General features: G+C 65.4%; 15 protein-coding genes and 2 pseudogenes. 13 read left to right on the top strand and 4 right to left on the bottom strand.

Annotated elements, in window-relative coordinates; all coding sequences use genetic code 11:
- Window positions 1-6: 6 nt before the first annotated feature.
- The 9 genes from HYU53_03000 (at window position 7) to HYU53_03040 (ending at window position 10,414) form a co-directional block, all read left to right on the top strand.
- Window positions 7-195 (top strand): helix-turn-helix transcriptional regulator, encoded by a 189-nt coding sequence (locus tag HYU53_03000; GenBank protein MBI2220156.1) that lies wholly within the window; start codon window positions 7-9, stop codon window positions 193-195.
- Between the two features lie 175 nt (window positions 196-370).
- Window positions 371-982 carry a hypothetical protein gene (locus HYU53_03005; protein MBI2220157.1) on the top strand — a complete coding sequence of 204 codons (612 nt, stop codon included), beginning with the start codon at window positions 371-373 and terminating at the stop codon, window positions 980-982.
- 714 nt (window positions 983-1,696) lie between these two features.
- Window positions 1,697-2,701, top strand: a complete 1,005-nt coding sequence (locus HYU53_03010) for an efflux RND transporter periplasmic adaptor subunit (GenBank protein MBI2220158.1) — start codon at window positions 1,697-1,699, stop codon at window positions 2,699-2,701.
- The gene (locus HYU53_03015) at window positions 2,658-3,677 is read left to right on the top strand and encodes an ABC transporter ATP-binding protein (GenBank protein MBI2220159.1); all 1,020 of its coding nucleotides are present in this window, start codon (window positions 2,658-2,660) and stop codon (window positions 3,675-3,677) included. Before HYU53_03010 ends, HYU53_03015 begins: the two co-directional genes overlap by 44 nt.
- Window positions 3,667-4,638 carry an ABC transporter ATP-binding protein gene (locus tag HYU53_03020; protein MBI2220160.1) on the top strand — a complete coding sequence of 324 codons (972 nt, stop codon included), beginning with the start codon at window positions 3,667-3,669 and terminating at the stop codon, window positions 4,636-4,638. The genes HYU53_03015 and HYU53_03020 overlap by 11 nt, the downstream gene beginning before the upstream one ends.
- 85 nt (window positions 4,639-4,723) lie before the next feature.
- Window positions 4,724-5,218 (top strand): ABC transporter permease, encoded by a 495-nt coding sequence (locus HYU53_03025; protein MBI2220161.1) that lies wholly within the window; start codon window positions 4,724-4,726, stop codon window positions 5,216-5,218.
- A gap of 22 nt (window positions 5,219-5,240) precedes the next feature.
- The gene (locus HYU53_03030; protein ID MBI2220162.1) at window positions 5,241-6,623 is read left to right on the top strand and encodes a TolC family protein; all 1,383 of its coding nucleotides are present in this window, start codon (window positions 5,241-5,243) and stop codon (window positions 6,621-6,623) included.
- Window positions 6,624-6,637: 14 nt separating this feature from the next.
- On the top strand, window positions 6,638-8,914 hold the full coding sequence (locus tag HYU53_03035; GenBank protein ID MBI2220163.1) for a protein kinase: 2,277 nt from the start codon (window positions 6,638-6,640) through the stop codon (window positions 8,912-8,914).
- Window positions 8,915-10,051: 1,137 nt separating this feature from the next.
- The gene (locus HYU53_03040; GenBank protein ID MBI2220164.1) at window positions 10,052-10,414 is read left to right on the top strand and encodes a hypothetical protein; all 363 of its coding nucleotides are present in this window, start codon (window positions 10,052-10,054) and stop codon (window positions 10,412-10,414) included.
- 114 nt (window positions 10,415-10,528) lie between these two features.
- Here the strand turns inward: HYU53_03040 and HYU53_03045 are convergent, their stop codons facing one another.
- The 3 genes and pseudogenes from HYU53_03045 to HYU53_03055 form a co-directional block, all read right to left on the bottom strand.
- Complete coding sequence (locus tag HYU53_03045) at window positions 10,529-10,702, bottom strand: YgiT-type zinc finger protein (GenBank protein MBI2220165.1); 174 nt, start codon at window positions 10,700-10,702, stop codon at window positions 10,529-10,531.
- A complete protein-coding gene (locus HYU53_03050) occupies window positions 10,699-10,986 on the bottom strand; it encodes a DUF4258 domain-containing protein (GenBank protein ID MBI2220166.1) in 288 nt (95 codons plus the stop codon). Before HYU53_03050 ends, HYU53_03045 begins: the two co-directional genes overlap by 4 nt.
- A 272-nt stretch (window positions 10,987-11,258) precedes the next feature.
- Window positions 11,259-11,387, bottom strand: a pseudogene (locus HYU53_03055) (ATP-binding cassette domain-containing protein).
- 209 nt (window positions 11,388-11,596) lie between these two features.
- Between HYU53_03055 and HYU53_03060 the strand changes: the two are divergent.
- From HYU53_03060 to HYU53_03070, 3 genes and pseudogenes are all read left to right on the top strand, one after another.
- Window positions 11,597-11,689: pseudogene (locus HYU53_03060) on the top strand (GNAT family N-acetyltransferase).
- 166 nt (window positions 11,690-11,855) lie between these two features.
- Complete coding sequence (locus tag HYU53_03065; protein MBI2220167.1) at window positions 11,856-12,137, top strand: type II toxin-antitoxin system prevent-host-death family antitoxin; 282 nt, start codon at window positions 11,856-11,858, stop codon at window positions 12,135-12,137.
- On the top strand, window positions 12,134-12,622 hold the full coding sequence (locus tag HYU53_03070) for a type II toxin-antitoxin system VapC family toxin (GenBank protein MBI2220168.1): 489 nt from the start codon (window positions 12,134-12,136) through the stop codon (window positions 12,620-12,622). The genes HYU53_03065 and HYU53_03070 overlap by 4 nt, the downstream gene beginning before the upstream one ends.
- A gap of 663 nt (window positions 12,623-13,285) precedes the next feature.
- Here the strand turns inward: HYU53_03070 and HYU53_03075 are convergent.
- Window positions 13,286-14,257, bottom strand: coding sequence for a DUF1259 domain-containing protein (locus HYU53_03075; protein ID MBI2220169.1), 972 nt, complete (start codon window positions 14,255-14,257; stop codon window positions 13,286-13,288).
- A 114-nt stretch (window positions 14,258-14,371) separates the two neighbouring features.
- Between HYU53_03075 and HYU53_03080 the strand changes: the two genes are divergently transcribed.
- Window positions 14,372-15,484 (top strand): chromate resistance protein, encoded by a 1,113-nt coding sequence (locus HYU53_03080; GenBank protein MBI2220170.1) that lies wholly within the window; start codon window positions 14,372-14,374, stop codon window positions 15,482-15,484.
- Window positions 15,485-15,578 lie beyond the last annotated feature (94 nt).

The raw sequence follows: 15,578 nt of genomic DNA on the forward strand, positions 1-15,578 counted from the left end.
TTCTTAATGGCACTGAAACTGGATACTGAAATTCGTCAGGAGCAGATCGCGCAAGCGGCACTCGCCGTGGTGGCCCGGCATGGCATCAGACGACTAAGTATTGCGTCGGTGGCACGCCGGGTCGGCATCGTCCCGTCCGCGCCGTACCGGCATTTCGAGAACAAGGACGACCTGCGGCGATCCTCTGCCACATGAGTGATGGCGAGTTCGATATCACGCAGCACGCCGAGCGTGCTTGGAAGATATTCGCCGGAGCAATTCGGGCGGATTGAACGAAGTCCCCTTTTTTTGCGTCTGATGTGAATGGAGCGTCACGTCAGACGGCCAGCTTCGAAACGATTGGCGTCGCAGGAGAACGAGAGGAGAACGAATGCCTAGAACAGTTGCTGCGGTGGTGATGGTGGTCGCAAGCCTTGTTCTGTACCCCGCGTCCGCGTCTGCGCATTGCGATGCGTTGGACGGCCCTGTGGTGCAGGCGGCTCGCACGGCCCTCGAGAAGGACGATGTGGGCCTGGTGCTTCGGTGGGTGGCGCCCGAGCGCGAAGCTGACGTGCGCGCCGCCTTCACGCGGACGCTCACGGTTCGCGCACTCGGCGCGGACGCCCGTGCTCTCGCTGATACGTGGTTCTTTGAAACGCTCGTGCGCATCCACCGGGCCGGAGAGGGCGCGCCGTACGACGGACTGAAGCCGGCCGGTCACATCGAGCCGTTTGTCGCTGCGGTCGACCGCTCGCTCGCCACCGGTTCGGTGGAAACCGTGGTGGGCGACGTGACCGCCCATGTGAGTCGCAGCGTTCGGGAGCGCTTCGCAAGGGCGCGTGAAACAGGGGCGCGTGCCGACAGCAATGTGGACGCGGGCCGGGCGTACGTCGCGGCGTACGTGGACTACCTGCACTACGTCGAGGCGCTGTACAAGGCTGGTGCGACGGGTGCGGCCGAGCACCAGGAGACCGCCGTCCATGGGCACCGGGATGACCGGTGAGGTGGTGATGGCAGGCGACGACCCACGGGCACCGGATTGCCCTCGGTGGCCGGAGGGGAGACCCACGATCGACGCGTCGCCCTGCCGTCGCGTGCGCGGCGAGTATCGGGAGATGCCGGGTCTGCTCCTCACCGAGGCACAGGCGGCGCGGCTCTTTGGCCTGGAGTCCGACGTCTGCCGCCACGTGCTGGCGACGCTTGTCGCAGAGGGGTTCCTGGTGCGGACTCGGGACGGGCGGTATGCGAGACAAGGCGCGTGTCCACGATGTCAATGAAGGGTGACGTGAACGTCATGCAGCAGGATCTGCGGAGGCCGACGCCATCATTGTCTGGACGGCACACCGGACCTTGGGTGCTCGCCGTCCTTGTGACTCTGGCCGGCGGTGGCATGACCGGGACGTCGGCGCAATCGCCCGGGACACCGACTCTTTCAGGGTCGTGGACGCTCCAGGAAAGCACGGGTGACTTGCCCGACCAGGCGGGTCGCGCGTTCGATGGCTCGGCCGTCTCTACCGCCACGATCGAGATCAAGGAGGCGGGCGGCTCCGTTGGGGGTGAAACGCCGAACTCAGGTCTTCGTCCGAGAGGAATCGCACGGTCTCAACGGCGGCCGGGCCGCGTCGGACGCGACGGTTGGAGGCTCAAAAAAATTTAGCGCTGAAGTGAATAATCGTTCACATTCGACGCGGAGAGACGACGGCATCGGGGAATCGATATGAAGAAACGACTCATGGTACTCGTCGCGGTGGTGGTGCTCGGCGGCTCCGGCTTGTTCTATGCCCGGCGGCAGCCGGCGGACCCGACCGACCGCCTTCTCGTGTCAGGGAACATCGAAATCACGGAGGCGCAGGCCAGCTTCAAAGCCGCGGGCCGCATGGACGCGAGGCTGGTGTCGGAAGGCGACGTGGTCTCCGCGGGCCAGATCATCGCCCGTCTCGATCGCGTCGAACTTGCGCAGCAGGTCGCCCTACAGCAGGCGGAGGTCCAGGCGGCTGCGGCCGACCTCGCGGAGCTCGAGGCCGGCTCGCGGCCCGAGGAGATCGCGCAGGGCGAAGCGGTCTTGGGGCGCGCGCGTGCCGAAAAAGAGCGTTGGCGCGCCGAGGCCGCGCGCCAGTCGGACCTCTACGCGCAGGACATCGTCTCCGCGCGCGAGCGGGAAGCGGCCGACGCGACGCTCGCCGTCGCACGCGCGCAGCTTCGCGACGCCGAGGAACGTCTGGCGTTGCTTCGAAAAGGGCCGCGTCACGAACGGATTGCCCAGGCCCGTGCCCGCCTCGAGCGCGCCAGACAGGCGCGAGGCCTCTCGCAGACCCGCCTCGACGACGCGCTGCTCGTCGCGCCCATCTCCGGCATCGTGCTCGCCGAGAATATCGAACCCGGTGAATACATCAGTCCCGGCACCCCGGTGGTGACGATTGGCGTCCTCGGCGACGTTTGGCTCCGCGCCTACATCGCCGAGACCGACCTCGGTCGGGTGAAGCTCGGCCAGCGCGCACGTGTCACGGCCGACACCTACTCGGACAAGGCGTACGACGGCGTGGTGTCCTTCATCGCGTCGGAGGCGGAGTTTACGCCGAAGAACGTGCAAACCGAGAAGGAGCGCGTAAAGCTCGTCTACCGCATCAAGATCGACGTGCCGAACCCGTCCTTCGAGCTGAAACCGGGCATGCCGGCGGATGCCGCCATCCTGCTCGCCGAGGTGCCCCGTGCAAGCCGATAGACGCCTCGCGGGCGGTACGCAGCCGACGTCCAACGCCGCGATTCGCGCCGACGGCCTCACGCGATCGTTTGGGTCCGTCGCAGCGGTTGAGCACCTCACGTTCAGCGTGTCGCCGGGAGAGATCTTCGGGCTCGTCGGCCCGGACGGCGCTGGGAAGACCACGACCATGCGGCTGCTGGCCGCGATCCTCCCCCCGACGGCAGGCAACGCCTGGGTGGCCGGCCACGACGTGGTGCGGGATGCGGAGGCGGTCAAGGACGACATCGGCTACATGAGCCAGCGCTTCGGCCTCTACCCGGACCTGACGGTCACCGAGAACATCCATTTTTACGCCGACATCCATGGCGTGCCGCGCCGTGGGCGCGAGGAGAAGGTCGAGCGCCTGCTGGCCTTCAGTAACTTGACGCCGTTCACCAGGCGCCTGGCCGGCAATCTCTCGGGCGGCATGAAGCAGAAGCTCGGGCTCGCCTGCGCCCTGATTCACACGCCGAAAGTCCTGCTGCTCGACGAGCCGACCAACGGCGTCGATCCGGTTTCCCGTCGCGACTTCTGGCGGATCTTGTACCAGCTCCTGCGCGAGAACGTGACGATCTTCGTGGCAACCGCATATCTGGATGAAGCCGAGCGCTGCAATCGCGTCGGCCTGCTGCACCAGGGGAGGCTGCTCGCGATCGATACGCCTGCCGGCGTCAAGCGGCTGATGCGCGGCGTGCTGCTGGAAGTCCGCGGACAGGAGCCGCGGCGGATCGCGGCGACGCTACGGGGATCGCTGCCCGCCGGAGCCGTCACGATGTTCGGCGACCGGGTGCACGTCTTGACCGCAGATGCCGAGGGCGTCCAGCACGTCGAGACGATGCTGGCCGGCCGCGGTCATCACATCGAGCGCATCCTGCCCATCGAGCCGGCGCTCGAAGACGTGTTCGTGTCGGTGCTTACAAACGCTCGCCCGGACGCGGAGGCTCGCCATGAACGGTGATGTGCGCGGGCTGGCCGTCACCGTGGACGGTCTCGAACGCCGCTTTGGCAGCTTTGTCGCCGTCAACAAAGTCAGCTTCGACGTGCGGCGCGGAGAGATCTTCGGATTTCTCGGCCCCAACGGGGCTGGCAAGAGCACGACCATCCGGATGTTGACCGGCATTCTCGCCCCCACCGGTGGCCGCGGCGCGGTGGCCGGCTTCGACATCCGCACCCAGGCTGAACAGATCAAGACCCAGGTCGGGTACATGAGCCAGAAGTTTTCGCTCTACGAAGACCTGACCGTGGAGGAGAACATCAATTTCTATAGCGGCATTTACCGCGTCGATCCCGGCAAGCGCGCCGCCCGCAAGGCGTGGGTGCTCGAGATGGCGGGCCTTGAGGATCATCGCCGTACGCGAACAGGCGTCCTCTCCGGCGGATGGAAACAACGGCTGTCCCTCGGGTGCGCGATCCTGCACGAGCCGCCCATCGTCTTCCTGGACGAGCCGACGTCGGGAGTCGATCCGATCAGCCGTCGCCGGTTCTGGGACCTGATCTACGACTTGTCGGCGCAGGGCACGACCGTGTTCGTCACGACCCACTATATGGACGAGGCGGAATACTGCGATCGCCTGGCACTCATCTACCGGGGTGAGCTGATCGCGAGCGGCACCCCGAACACGCTGAAGACAGAGGTCATGCGTGAGACCGTCCTGGACGTGATCACCGACCGTCCACACGAGGCGATGAGTGAGGTCGAGACACTCGCCGGTGTGTCCGAAGTGGCGCTGTTCGGGGCGGGTTTTCATGCGGTCGTATCCGATCCGGCGCTCAGCGGCCCCATCCGCCACGGTCTGGAGGAGCGCGGCTATCGTGTGGAGCGCGTCGAGCAGATCCTGCCGTCGCTCGAGGATGTGTTCGTGTCACTGATCGAGGCGCGCGACCGCCGCGACGCGAAACAGTCCGAGGTGCGGCAGTGAAGGCGCGGCGGACGTGGGCCGTCGCGCGAAAAGAAGTACTGCACATCGTGCGGGATCCCCGGAGCCTTGGAAAGAGATCGGGACGATGGAACAGATCATCGTCACGCCGATCACGTCGATCGAGTTCATCCTCGGCAAGACCGTGCCCTTCGCGCTGATCGGCTTCGCAGATGTCCTGCTCATTACGACGATTGGCGTGGGCTGGTTCGACGTGCCCATCCGGGGCAGCCTGCTCGTGCTCTTCGGCGCGACGGCGCTCTACCTCCTGACGACGCTGGGCGTCGGACTCCTGATCTCGACGGTGAGCCAGACGCAGCAGCAGGCGATGATGAGCAGCTTCTTCTTCTACTTTCCGGCGGTCCTGCTCTCCGGCTTCATGTTCCCGATTGCGAACATGCCCGCGGCGGTGCAGTGGCTGACCTACCTCAATCCGCTCCGATATTTCCTGGTCATCGTGCGAGGCGTGTTTCTCAAGGGCGTGGGGCCCGACATTCTCTGGCCGCAGATGCTGAGCCTGGCGGTGATGGGAACGGCAACGCTGTGGCTCGCGTCGCGCCGATTTCGCAAGACGCTGGCCTGACAAGCAAGGACGAAGACAAGCCATGGACTCGACACTGAGCGCGCTCACCCGTGACAGCCACATCGTCGTCATTCTTCTGGTGCTGGGAGTCCTGACGGTCCCGGCGCCCCTCGTCGCGCAGGCGCCGCCGCCGGCCCCCTTGACGGTGGACGCGGCCGTGCGAATCGCGCTCGACCGCAACCCGCGCGCGCGAGCGGCGGCCGAGGGCGTGCGTGTGGCGGAAGAGGCGGTGGGGGAGGCGCGTGCGCCGTACTATCCCACCCTCAGCGTGACCGCCGGGTATACGCGATGGGAAACGCACGCCTTCCTCCCGGGAGGCCTGTTGGGGTCGGACATTCCGAGCACGATCGGGCCGACCAACGACTGGACCGCGGGCCTCTCCGGCCGCTACACGCTCTACGACAGCGGTAAGCGGGCAGCCGACTTGCGCGTCGCGATGGCCCATCGTGCCGCCGCGGACCACGAGGCGGCGCGGGTGCGCCAGGATCTTTCGCTGGAGGTGCGGCGCGCGTTCTATGCGCTGGTCGCCGCGCGCGACGGCGAGGAGGTGGCCGCAACCAACCTGGCGCGCGCCGAGGAGCACTTCAGACTGGCCTCGGAGCGGCGCGCGGCTGGAGCGGTGTCCGGAGGCGATGTCATCCAGGCGCAAGTCCAGGTGGCGGAAGCGCGCCTCGCGCGGGTGCGTATCGAGAGTCTGGTACGGCAGGCACGCGGCGCGCTGAATACGGCGATGGGACTGCCGGTTGATACGCTCGTCGAGGCAGCGCCGCAGGGCGACTCGCTCATGCCGGCGGATGCGATCGACGTGACCCGTGCGCTCGCGCAGGCGGTGGCCGGCCGGCCGACCATCCGCGCCGCCATCGAGCGGGCGACGGCCGCGACGGAAGCGGTCGCGGGTGCACGGAGCGCGTTCGGGCCTCGCATCGGGGCCGAATGGACGGCCGGGGTGCGGGATAACCGCTTCTTCCCGTCGGACCGCGACTGGCGCCTTGGCGTCAGCGTGAGCTGGTCGTTGTTCGACGGATTTGCGAAACAGCACCGGCTCGCCGGGGCCAGGGCCGCCCGCGCGCGCGACGAGGCGGAGGTGGAGCGAACGAAGCAGACGGTGCAGGCGGAGGTGTGGTCCGCGCATGCGAAACTCCGCGAGACGCATGAGGCCATCGGCGCAGCCGAGGTGCTGATCCGTGACGCGGACGAAAACGTCCGCATCGCGCGGGAACGGTATCGCGTCGGTGCAGGCACCGTGAACGAGCTGCTGGACGCGCAGGCCGCCCTGGCGCGCGCCGATGCGGTCCGCGCCCAGGCGGAATGGGACTATCGATCCGCCCGTGCTACGTACGAGTGGACGATCGGTCGTGCCCTGCCCGCCGGGGCACCGGCGGGCGCCGCAGGCGGCGGCTTGTGATGATCGGCTGTACCGTGCTGCACTATCGCGTGGAGGAACGCCTCGGTGTCGGCGGCATGGGCGAGGTGTACCGCGCGCGCGATCTGCGCCTGGATCGGAACGTCGCGTTGAAGTTCCTGCCCGCGTCGCGACAGGCCGATCCCGAGAGTCGGGCGCGTCTCCTGGGAGAGGCGCGGGCGGCTGCCGCGCTCCGTTCGCCGCACGTCGCCGCCATCTTCGACATCGAGGAGTACGAAGGCGCGCTGTTCATCGTGATGGAATGCGTGCGCGGGGAACCGCTGTCCCGCCGGACGGCGCGCGGCCCGGTGCCGCCGCTGGAGGGCATCGCCATCGCGATCCAGGTGGCCGCGGCCCTGGAGGAGGCGCATGGTCGCGGGCTGGTCCATCGGGATATCAAAAGCAGCAACATCATGATCGACGACCGCGGGGTCGCGAAGGTCCTCGACTTCGGGTTGGCGAAGTACCGGCCTGACGTCACCCTCACGACCAGCCACACACCGGCGCCGGTGACGGCCGCGGACGTCGTCCTGGGCACGTTGGCCTACATGTCGCCCGAACAGGCGCGAAACCTCCCGATCGATGGCCGCTCCGACCTGTTCTCGCTCGGCGTGGTGCTCCATGAAATGCTCGCCGGTCAACTGCCGTTCGACACGAGCAGTGCCGCAGACCTGCTCGAGGGCATCCTCCACGGCTCCCCCGCGCCCCTTCCCGTGGGATCTCCCGACCTCGAACGCGTTGTGACCCGGGCGCTGGCAAAAGATCCGGCCGGCCGATACCAGAGCGCGGCAGAATTTCGCGAGGCGCTCGAGGACGCACGACGTGGTCTCACCATGACAGGTGAAAGTCCCAGCCAGCGTGGAGCGAGCTCCGCGGGCGCGACGCTGACACACGGAGGCGGCTCAGAAGGTCGATCGGGACATCGAGTCGCGGTGCTGCGCTTCACCAATATCACCGGGCAGCCCGCCGACGATTGGATCGCGGCCGGCCTGGCCGAGACGGTCACGTCCGACCTAAAGCACCTGCATGCCGTGACCGTCATCGGCACGGAGCAGGTTGCCGATACGCTTCAGCGGCTGGACGGGGATGACACCCGCGGTCGCAACGGCGAGCGCGATCTCGCAATCCGGCTTGGGCGTCAGTTGGGCGCCACCTGCATTGTCACCGGAGGGTACCAGCGGCAGGGCAATGCCCTGCGTGTCACCGCCCGCTTCGTTGACGTGCCGACCGGCACGGTCACGAACACCGTCAGGCTCGATGGCGACATGACCCAGATCTTCGCGTTGCAGGACCAGATCGTTCACGAACTCACACACGACCTCGATCTCCGGCTGCACGCGTCCGAGGTGCTGGCGATCGAAGAGCCCGAGACGCAGTCAATACAAGCGTATGAGTACTACTCCCGCGGCCTGGTCGAACTGCGACGCGCTGAGCAGTCATCTCTCGAGCGCGCGATCGAGCTGTTCGAGAGCGCTATCGAGCACGACCCGCGGTATGCCTCCGCATGGGCCGCACTCGGCGCTGCGTACGACCTGAAAGCGTTCTTCTCCGGGACGCCGCAATTTTCCGAGAAGGCCGTGGAGCTGGAACGGCGAGCACTGGCGATCAATCCGCGGTTGTCCGTCGCCCACCACTGGCTTGGCGTGGCCTATTTGAACACGGGACGATTTGACGAGGCGATCGCCGCGTCTGGTGAGGCTATTCGTCTCGATCCGGGCAACGCGCTTGCCCACGCGGCGCGTGGCCGAGGACTCGCCTTCGGGCGCGGTCGCCTGGACGACGCGATCAAGGAGCTGACCGAAGCCGTCCGCCTGGACGCGACGCTCGGCTACGCGCACCTCCTCCTGGCGCGCCTCTGTCTCCTGCGTGGCGGTTACGCACGAGCGGAAGCGTCCGCGCGCCAGGCGGTGCAGGTTCAGGAGACCGGATCGAGCCTGCGTGGGCCCAATGTGGTCGGCGCCCGTCTGGAACTGGAGGAGCGGTTCGCCGCGGTGTTCTGGAGGCTGGGCAGAGGAGAGGAGTCAGACCGTCACTTTCGGCAGGCGTCGGGCATGTTCGCACGTGAGGACGAGGGTCACGCTCTGGGGGCGCTGGAGAGGTACGGGCTGGCGGCGCTGCTGGCACGCAGGGGCGAGACAGACCGCGCGTTGGCCTACCTGTCTGAGGCCGTCGCGGCGCTTCCCTCGTTCATCGCCCTTGTACTCAACGTTGACCCGGATTGGCAACATCTTCGAAACGATGTGCGCGTCCGCGAGCGCCTGCCCGAGAATCCCATGACCGCACCGGAAGGCTGAGTTGCCTGAGACAAATTGAGACAACTTGCACGGGAACGGAGCGAAACCAGGCAGCAGCGGATCGAAATGCCGTCGCGAAAAACCGCAGGAAACGACACGGATCGAAGCGGACCGAAACGAAGTCCGCAGAACTCGATAGAACGCCAATGTTTTCACGCAGTTGGCCGCAGTGACCGCGGCATCGTTCGCGGGCCGCGCAACTTCTCAGCCTATTTCTCACTCTTGAACGTCTTTCCTGAACGAATGCGGCAGTTCTCGGACCAACTTTCCCGAAGGGACATTTTGAAGTGACATCTCCGCGCGCAAGTGGACGGCCGCTGCAGCCACCGGGCGGCGCTTGCATCTCGAGCGGTTCGTTCACTCCCGGCTGGGGAGTTCCAAGAGCACGCGTTTGATCGGGAATGCCGGGGCCGCCGGTCACAGCGTCGACTACCCGGTGTACCCGCAGATGCCCATCCTCGGGGAGTTGACCACCGGCAGGAACATCGCGTCCGAGCAGGGATGGGCCCTCGGACCGCCTGCCGATGCGGCCATCCCGGACGCCAGTGCGCTCAATGGTCAGCCGGGTCGTCGATCCGAAATCGTAGTCGTAGGTCCCCTTCTGGCCGGTGAAGTTGAACACCTCGCCGATCTTCGCGCGCAGGCTGCGTTCAGTATTGGCCCGCCCGAGCAAGCCCGATATGCCGCTCGGCGAGGATGAGTAACGAAACGGTGGCACTGAAAACAGGCTCAGGTGTCCACAGCACTCCACCCAGATGTTGCGAAGAAAAGTGTCCAGCGTCGACAGCGCCGCGCCAGCATCCGCTTCAGCGTCCAGCCAATACTCGGGAGCGCCCACCGCGGTGATACGGAATGTGACGAGGTCGGCCCCGCGCGAGGCGACGACGTCATGAGCGGCTGCGCAGCTGCTGTGATGAGCGGCGCTGCGACGTCTGTCGACGCTGGCCCCGCACAGTGCGCAGGTCCCTTTGAAGGTGCGCTGGCGCATGCGCCATGATAGCCCGAGGCGCCGCGCACCGAATGACGTTGCGAGGCTTTCGGTGAGGAGGCAGACATGGGCCAGGACAGCAAATGCGGCGCGTGCGGTAGAGCCTTGGGGACGGCGTTCCGCATACCTTCCAGATCAGGTCGGTGCTCGTGGCGACCGGCCATGAGATGGAGGCGGTGGAGATCACGAGCGACGGTCAACTCGGTTACAGCTTCCGCGTGCTTGGAGACCTCGAGGCCGACGCCTGGGAGCTCTTTCGACATCTGTACGCCAACATGCGCCGCGAGATGGCGCGGCGTTACGTCGAGCGCACCCAGTTCGGCTGGCAGCTGACGTCGGACCAGCGTCTTGTCGGACGCATCGAATGGGACTCGGATACGAACGGCGACCTGCCGCTGGTCGTCATCGACGGCAAAGCCCTTCACCTGGGAACAGGTCGGTCGCGTGCTGATGACGTTCGCGGGATTCACGCTCGACGCACGCGTCGAGGACACGATCCAAGGCGTGGGTGATCCGGCCTGAACACCCCAGGGCAATCTCGGCCTTGTGAAGGCGCCGAACCGTCAGGTCAATTCGCGAACCGGGAGGTGGGGAACGAGACTACCGCTGACCGGAAAGCGGTCTCGTCACGCCGCGATGTATTCGCGAACCTCGACCTGTACGCCGCCCTCGGCCGCAACGGCCAACTCGCAGACCTGCGCCGGTACACCGCGTACGACCAGGACCGTCGAGCCGCGTTCAACCGCCATCCGCGTCGTGCCCGGCGCGGTCGTCCCGTGCTTACAAATCACGCACGTCATGTTCGCCTCCGGCGAAAGGTATTGTCCCACTCCTCGGGGTTCGGCTCATAGACCGTAATGATCACAATCCGGTCTGTGCTGGCCGCGGTGGCCCATACCACGTGCACCGGCCGTTGCCCGACCCAGCCAAGCGTTAATCGGCTTGGAAACGGCGTGTCTTCAGGATAGTCCTCAATAGTCGCGCCGCTGTTCAGAACGACCAGTACGTCGGCCACCGAAATGTTCCGCTCCAACATCCGCTGCGCGGCATGCTGGCGGATGTCCAGTTGATCGCGTGAAATCATCGAGAAGACATCAAGAACCGGGGAGTTCAGGAAAATGTTAACGCGAGACGCGGTCGGACGCGAATCGAGATTTGGCGCCTTGGCGATCGGCAACGAAGATCGGCGCAGACATCCAGCGGAGCGGTCCGCGGCAGCGATTCTTGAAGACGATTTCCGCGAGTGTCATTGCGCTGGCAAGACCCGAAAACACAGGCGAGTGGACGAAAGCGAACGAAAGAATCGGCAGACGCCAATTCGCCGGCTTCATACGAGTTACGCTGAAAAGACCAGTCTTGCGTGTCCAGGTTTCCCGTCGGCTCGTCCGCGAAGACGATCTCGGGATCGTTGACGATGGCGCGCGCAATGGCCACACGCTGCTGCTGCCCGCCGGAAAGCTCGCCGGGATGATGCCGGAGCCGGTCGAGCGGAAATCCTCGCCTTACCCGACGATCCGCTCCTGGCCGATGCCTCCGTTGATCGTGTGTTCATCTCCGAAACGTGGCACCACATCGACAAGCACCCCGAGTACATCGCGTTGCTGAAGAAGATCCTGAGGCCGGGCGGCCAGGTCGTCATCATCGATTCTCAAAAGCAAGAGACGGCGGTCGGCCCGCCGATGGAGATGAGGGTCTACGAGCGCTTTGACTTCATCCCTTTGCCGAGCGATCCATACCACCTGTTTCTTCTTCTCAAGGATGTTCGTGCGTTGGTTGCATCTCGGTAACCGATCCGCTCCAAGGCTCGCCGCAGCGAGGAAGCCGAAGAAACGAGCCGCCAGGCCAAAGCTCGTGTACCAGTTCCTGGTGGTTCTTTCAGGGACGAACCCGCTCGTCTATCCGATCGACAGTTTTCGGCTGCGCTCGTGGCTACATCTTATACAATGTAGCCTCATGGGAACCCGCGAAAAGCGAATCGGCATCCGGGAACTCAAATCGACGTTGAGCGAGTGCGTTCGCGAAGTACGGGCCGGAAGGACGATTGTCGTCACTGACCATGGCCAACCCGTTGCTCGCATCATTCCCGAGGGGGTGTCGCTGCGGGAGCGCATCGAGGCTCTCAAGAGAGCCGGCACGATTGCGTGGAGTGGCCGGCGTCTCAGGCCGGCGAAGCCCGCCGGGAAGGTCCGCGGCGCGAAAACGGTCGCCGATTTGGTCGTCGAAAATCGCGAGTGATTGCGTATCTCGACGCGAGCGCACTGGTGAAGCGCTACATCGTCGAACGCGGGTCAAGGGAGACGATCGCGCTCACCGGCGAATCCGAGATGACGGCAACGTCGATCGTCAGCCGCGCTGAAGTGGTTGCGGCACTCGCCAAAGCCGCTCGCACCGGTGTCGTCACGCAGGAGCTTGCACGGAACGCTCGACGACTGTTCATCGGAGATTGGCCGGACCTTGTGCGCGTCCCGATGACGGAGGCACTGGTCGAGCGAGCCGAGGGGCTGGCGTGGGAGCACGGCTTGCGCGGCTACGATTCAGTGCAACTCGCGTCCGCTTTGACCTGGCAAGAATCCGTCGCCGCCGAAATCGTCCTGGCGACGTTCGATCAGCAGCTGTGGGACGCGGCGAAACGAGCAGGACTCAAAGCGTGGCCGGCAGAACGCCCAGGCGGGACAGCGGCGCTCGAACAGCCTCCAGATGAAACGGACGACACCGACTGAGATTGGCTAAGCCGGGACCGCCGACGCGCTGCGCTGGCCTCCCTGGTTCATTCATCGAAGCGTCATTTCGTCGGCAGCCACGTCTTGTTCAGCCGGCGATCCTGCCGGGACGTCGCCTTCGCGTACCGAGAGTAGCGCCGCTCGCGCTTGCCGCCGGCGGACTTCCGGTCGCCGCCGTCGACGGACTCGAGCTACGTCTTTTCGTCCGAATCAAGCTTCATCGTTGGCTTCTTCATGAGTATCCTTGCTCGCCGTCCAGCTCGGCGTGATCGTTCTTCAGGAACGCCGTGTGCTCGTGCCCAACCAACGAGAGGAGGCCGCGAGGCGCGCGCTCCGCACTGCCAAAAGTCGATCGGTGGGGTGGAGAGTACGCGGCGGCCCGTCTCCAAAATATCTCCACGACGGCGGTAGATTCACGAGGATTCGGGTGGACGGCAGTGAACGAAAAGGAGCGACGTAACCGCCTGTGATTCAAGCGCTTGGAATCAGAAGTCGCGCGCCATCACCGCGTTAGAAACAGGCCCCGCTCCGAGTTCGAATCCCTGTCTCCCAGCCACACAGCCTAAGTCGTTTAATCAGAAGGCTTTGCGCTATTGGCTGTCTTTCGATTGCGGCCCACGAGCATCGCGCAAATTCGCCTCTAACGCTCACGTCCGGAAAGACTTAACGTCCACCTCCGAGCGCTCTCGCGAGTTCGAATCCCAAACACCCGCCGCCGTCAAGGCCAAGCGTCGACGACCACTGACGACTCGCTGCCGCCTTCCCTAGCAAGTCAACCGCGGCGCGGACGCCCTGCGCGAGCTTTGCCGCGGGTCCGGTGCCGTAGTAGTGGAGGAAGATCACCACCGGCTGCACGTCGGTCATGTGGTGGTGAATCGCGACGACGTCGAGTCCGTTGCCGCGTAGCGCCTTCAGCACCGGCGTGACCTCATGTTCGAGCATCGCGACATCGCCGGCCACCATGGCCTCCGCATCAGTCCCCGTGAAGGCCGCCCATGTGTTCAGTCCCATCCGCGAGTTGATCGCGGCGCCGTGCTCCCGCACGTTGATATCGGGCCGGCCAATCGTGATTTTGTAGACCGGTCCGTTCTGCTCGCCCTCGTGGCCGACGATCTTCGCGAGCGCGGCGCTGTTCAGCGTCGGTGCTGATGCCACCGGCGCGGCCGGTGGGGTCGACGCGCGCCTCGCGGATTGGTCGATGAGATCGATGGCGGGCTTGACGCGACGGGTCAGATCCGCCGCGCTCCCCATACCGTGCACGTGCATGTAGAAGACCCGCGGCTGTTCCCAGAAGAAGTGATTGTGCAGCGCGGTGACATCGAGGCCGTTGTCGAGGATGGCCGACATCACGGGATTCACTTCGTCCTCGGTGAGCACGAGGTCACCCATCATGACTTCGTGTCCTCCCTCGCCCTTCGTGAGGGCGATCCAGCCGCCGAAGCCGAACGGCGTCGGTGCCGGCCTTTGTTTGATCGTGACACGCAGATCGTTTCGGGGGATGTTCACCTTCAGCACGCCCTCTTTGAAATCGCCGCCCTTCCCCAGCGTCGTGAGGACCGTCTTGTACTCGCTCGGCGTCTCCTGTGCGCTCACCACGCCGGACCACAGAAGGCCCCCAGCTACCGTCATGCACATCGCAGCGCGTCTCAACAAGACCATGACCCATCTCCCGTATTGGATTGACTGCCGTAACGCTTCATCTATACTGTGAAACGAACGTTACAACGTCAAGTCTAAAGTCACTCAGGCATGACTGGTACGGTCAAAGCTCAACCGCAATCCCGCGCTACCCCTCGGCCGTTCCAGTCTGGGCGCCGTTGGCTGCTATTTGTGCACCAGCTGCCCTCCACCGCCTCGAACTTGCGCGTCCGCACATGGCGACGGCTGCAACAGCTCGGTGCCCTCCCGGTCAAGCAGGCGGTGTACGTCCTGCCCGACACGCCCAGTGCGCGCGAAGACTTCGAGTGGCTCAAGACGGAAATCAAGTCCGCTGGCGGGGACGCGACCGTCTTTGCCGCTGACAACGTCGATTCGTGGTCGGACGATGCGCTGGTGGAGGAGTTCAGACGTGCGCGGCAGGAGGCGTACGCCACCCTCGCACGCGACATCGAGCAAGTACTCGGACGGCTCGCGGCCACACGCCGGCCCCGCGGGACGCGCGCGCCAGCCCTGGGGCGCCTCGTCGAGGTATTCAGGGAACGCTTGAGCGCGATCGAGCACATCGACTTCTTCGGAAGCGCCGGTCGCGATCGCGTCACCACGGTGCTGCAGCAGCTCCAACACAAAGCCCTCGCCACACATCGCCCGGCTGAACCATCGCGGACGGCTGGCAGCGCCGATCCGCGGGACTATGGGAATCGTCTGTGGGTGACGCGTCCACGTCCGGGAGTGGACCGCATGGCCTCGGCATGGCTGATCAAGCGCTTCGTGGACCCTAATGGACGGTTCGCGTTCGTGGCCGACCGCGAATCAGTGCCGCACGACGGGGTGCCGTTCGACATGTTCGGCGTGGAGTTCAGCCACCAGGGCGAGGGATGCACGTTTGAAACACTCTGCGCCGTCTTCGCGATTCAGGAGCCGGCGGTCGCTCGCATTGCCGGCATCGTGCACGACCTCGATCTGAAGGATGGCCGCTTCGGCGCACAGGAGGCACCGACCGTCGGGACTGTGATCGAAGGCATGCAGCTCTCAATTTCTAAAGACGACGAGCTGCTCGACCGGGGCATGGCTCTGTTCGAATCGCTATACCGTGCCTTCGAACAGTCTGCACGATCCACGGGTCCCCGGCCCGTGGCGCGGTCGCGCACCGGTGCCCCAACGCGCCGAGCGAAGGACGCCACTCGCCGGCGACGCACCGATTAACGAGGTTGCCGATGCCATCAGTCCTGCCGCGGCGGCCGGATGTCAGCTCGGACGATTATGTGCTCCCGGAGCGGCACTTCGGCGCAGAGCTCGC

The organism is Acidobacteriota bacterium, assembly GCA_016184105.1.
GTDB lineage: Bacteria > Acidobacteriota > Vicinamibacteria > Vicinamibacterales > 2-12-FULL-66-21 > JACPDI01.

Excerpts from the sequence above, each read along its gene's own strand:
- HYU53_03065 (MBI2220167.1), top strand. The coding sequence starts at position 11,856 with ATGGGAACCCGCGAAAAGCGAATCGGCATCCGGGAACTCAAATCGACG.
- HYU53_03080 (MBI2220170.1), top strand. The coding sequence starts at position 14,372 with ATGACTGGTACGGTCAAAGCTCAACCGCAATCCCGCGCTACCCCTCGG.
- HYU53_03015 (MBI2220159.1), top strand. The coding sequence starts at position 2,658 with ATGCCGCCATCCTGCTCGCCGAGGTGCCCCGTGCAAGCCGATAGACGC.
- HYU53_03000 (MBI2220156.1), top strand. The coding sequence starts at position 7 with ATGGCACTGAAACTGGATACTGAAATTCGTCAGGAGCAGATCGCGCAA.
- HYU53_03050 (MBI2220166.1), bottom strand. The coding sequence starts at position 10,986 with ATGATTTCACGCGATCAACTGGACATCCGCCAGCATGCCGCGCAGCGG.
- HYU53_03025 (MBI2220161.1), top strand. The coding sequence starts at position 4,724 with ATGGAACAGATCATCGTCACGCCGATCACGTCGATCGAGTTCATCCTC.
- HYU53_03045 (MBI2220165.1), bottom strand. The coding sequence starts at position 10,702 with ATGACGTGCGTGATTTGTAAGCACGGGACGACCGCGCCGGGCACGACG.
- HYU53_03075 (MBI2220169.1), bottom strand. The coding sequence starts at position 14,257 with ATGTGCATGACGGTAGCTGGGGGCCTTCTGTGGTCCGGCGTGGTGAGC.
- HYU53_03005 (MBI2220157.1), top strand. The coding sequence starts at position 371 with ATGCCTAGAACAGTTGCTGCGGTGGTGATGGTGGTCGCAAGCCTTGTT.
- HYU53_03030 (MBI2220162.1), top strand. The coding sequence starts at position 5,241 with ATGGACTCGACACTGAGCGCGCTCACCCGTGACAGCCACATCGTCGTC.
- HYU53_03010 (MBI2220158.1), top strand. The coding sequence starts at position 1,697 with ATGAAGAAACGACTCATGGTACTCGTCGCGGTGGTGGTGCTCGGCGGC.
- HYU53_03020 (MBI2220160.1), top strand. The coding sequence starts at position 3,667 with ATGAACGGTGATGTGCGCGGGCTGGCCGTCACCGTGGACGGTCTCGAA.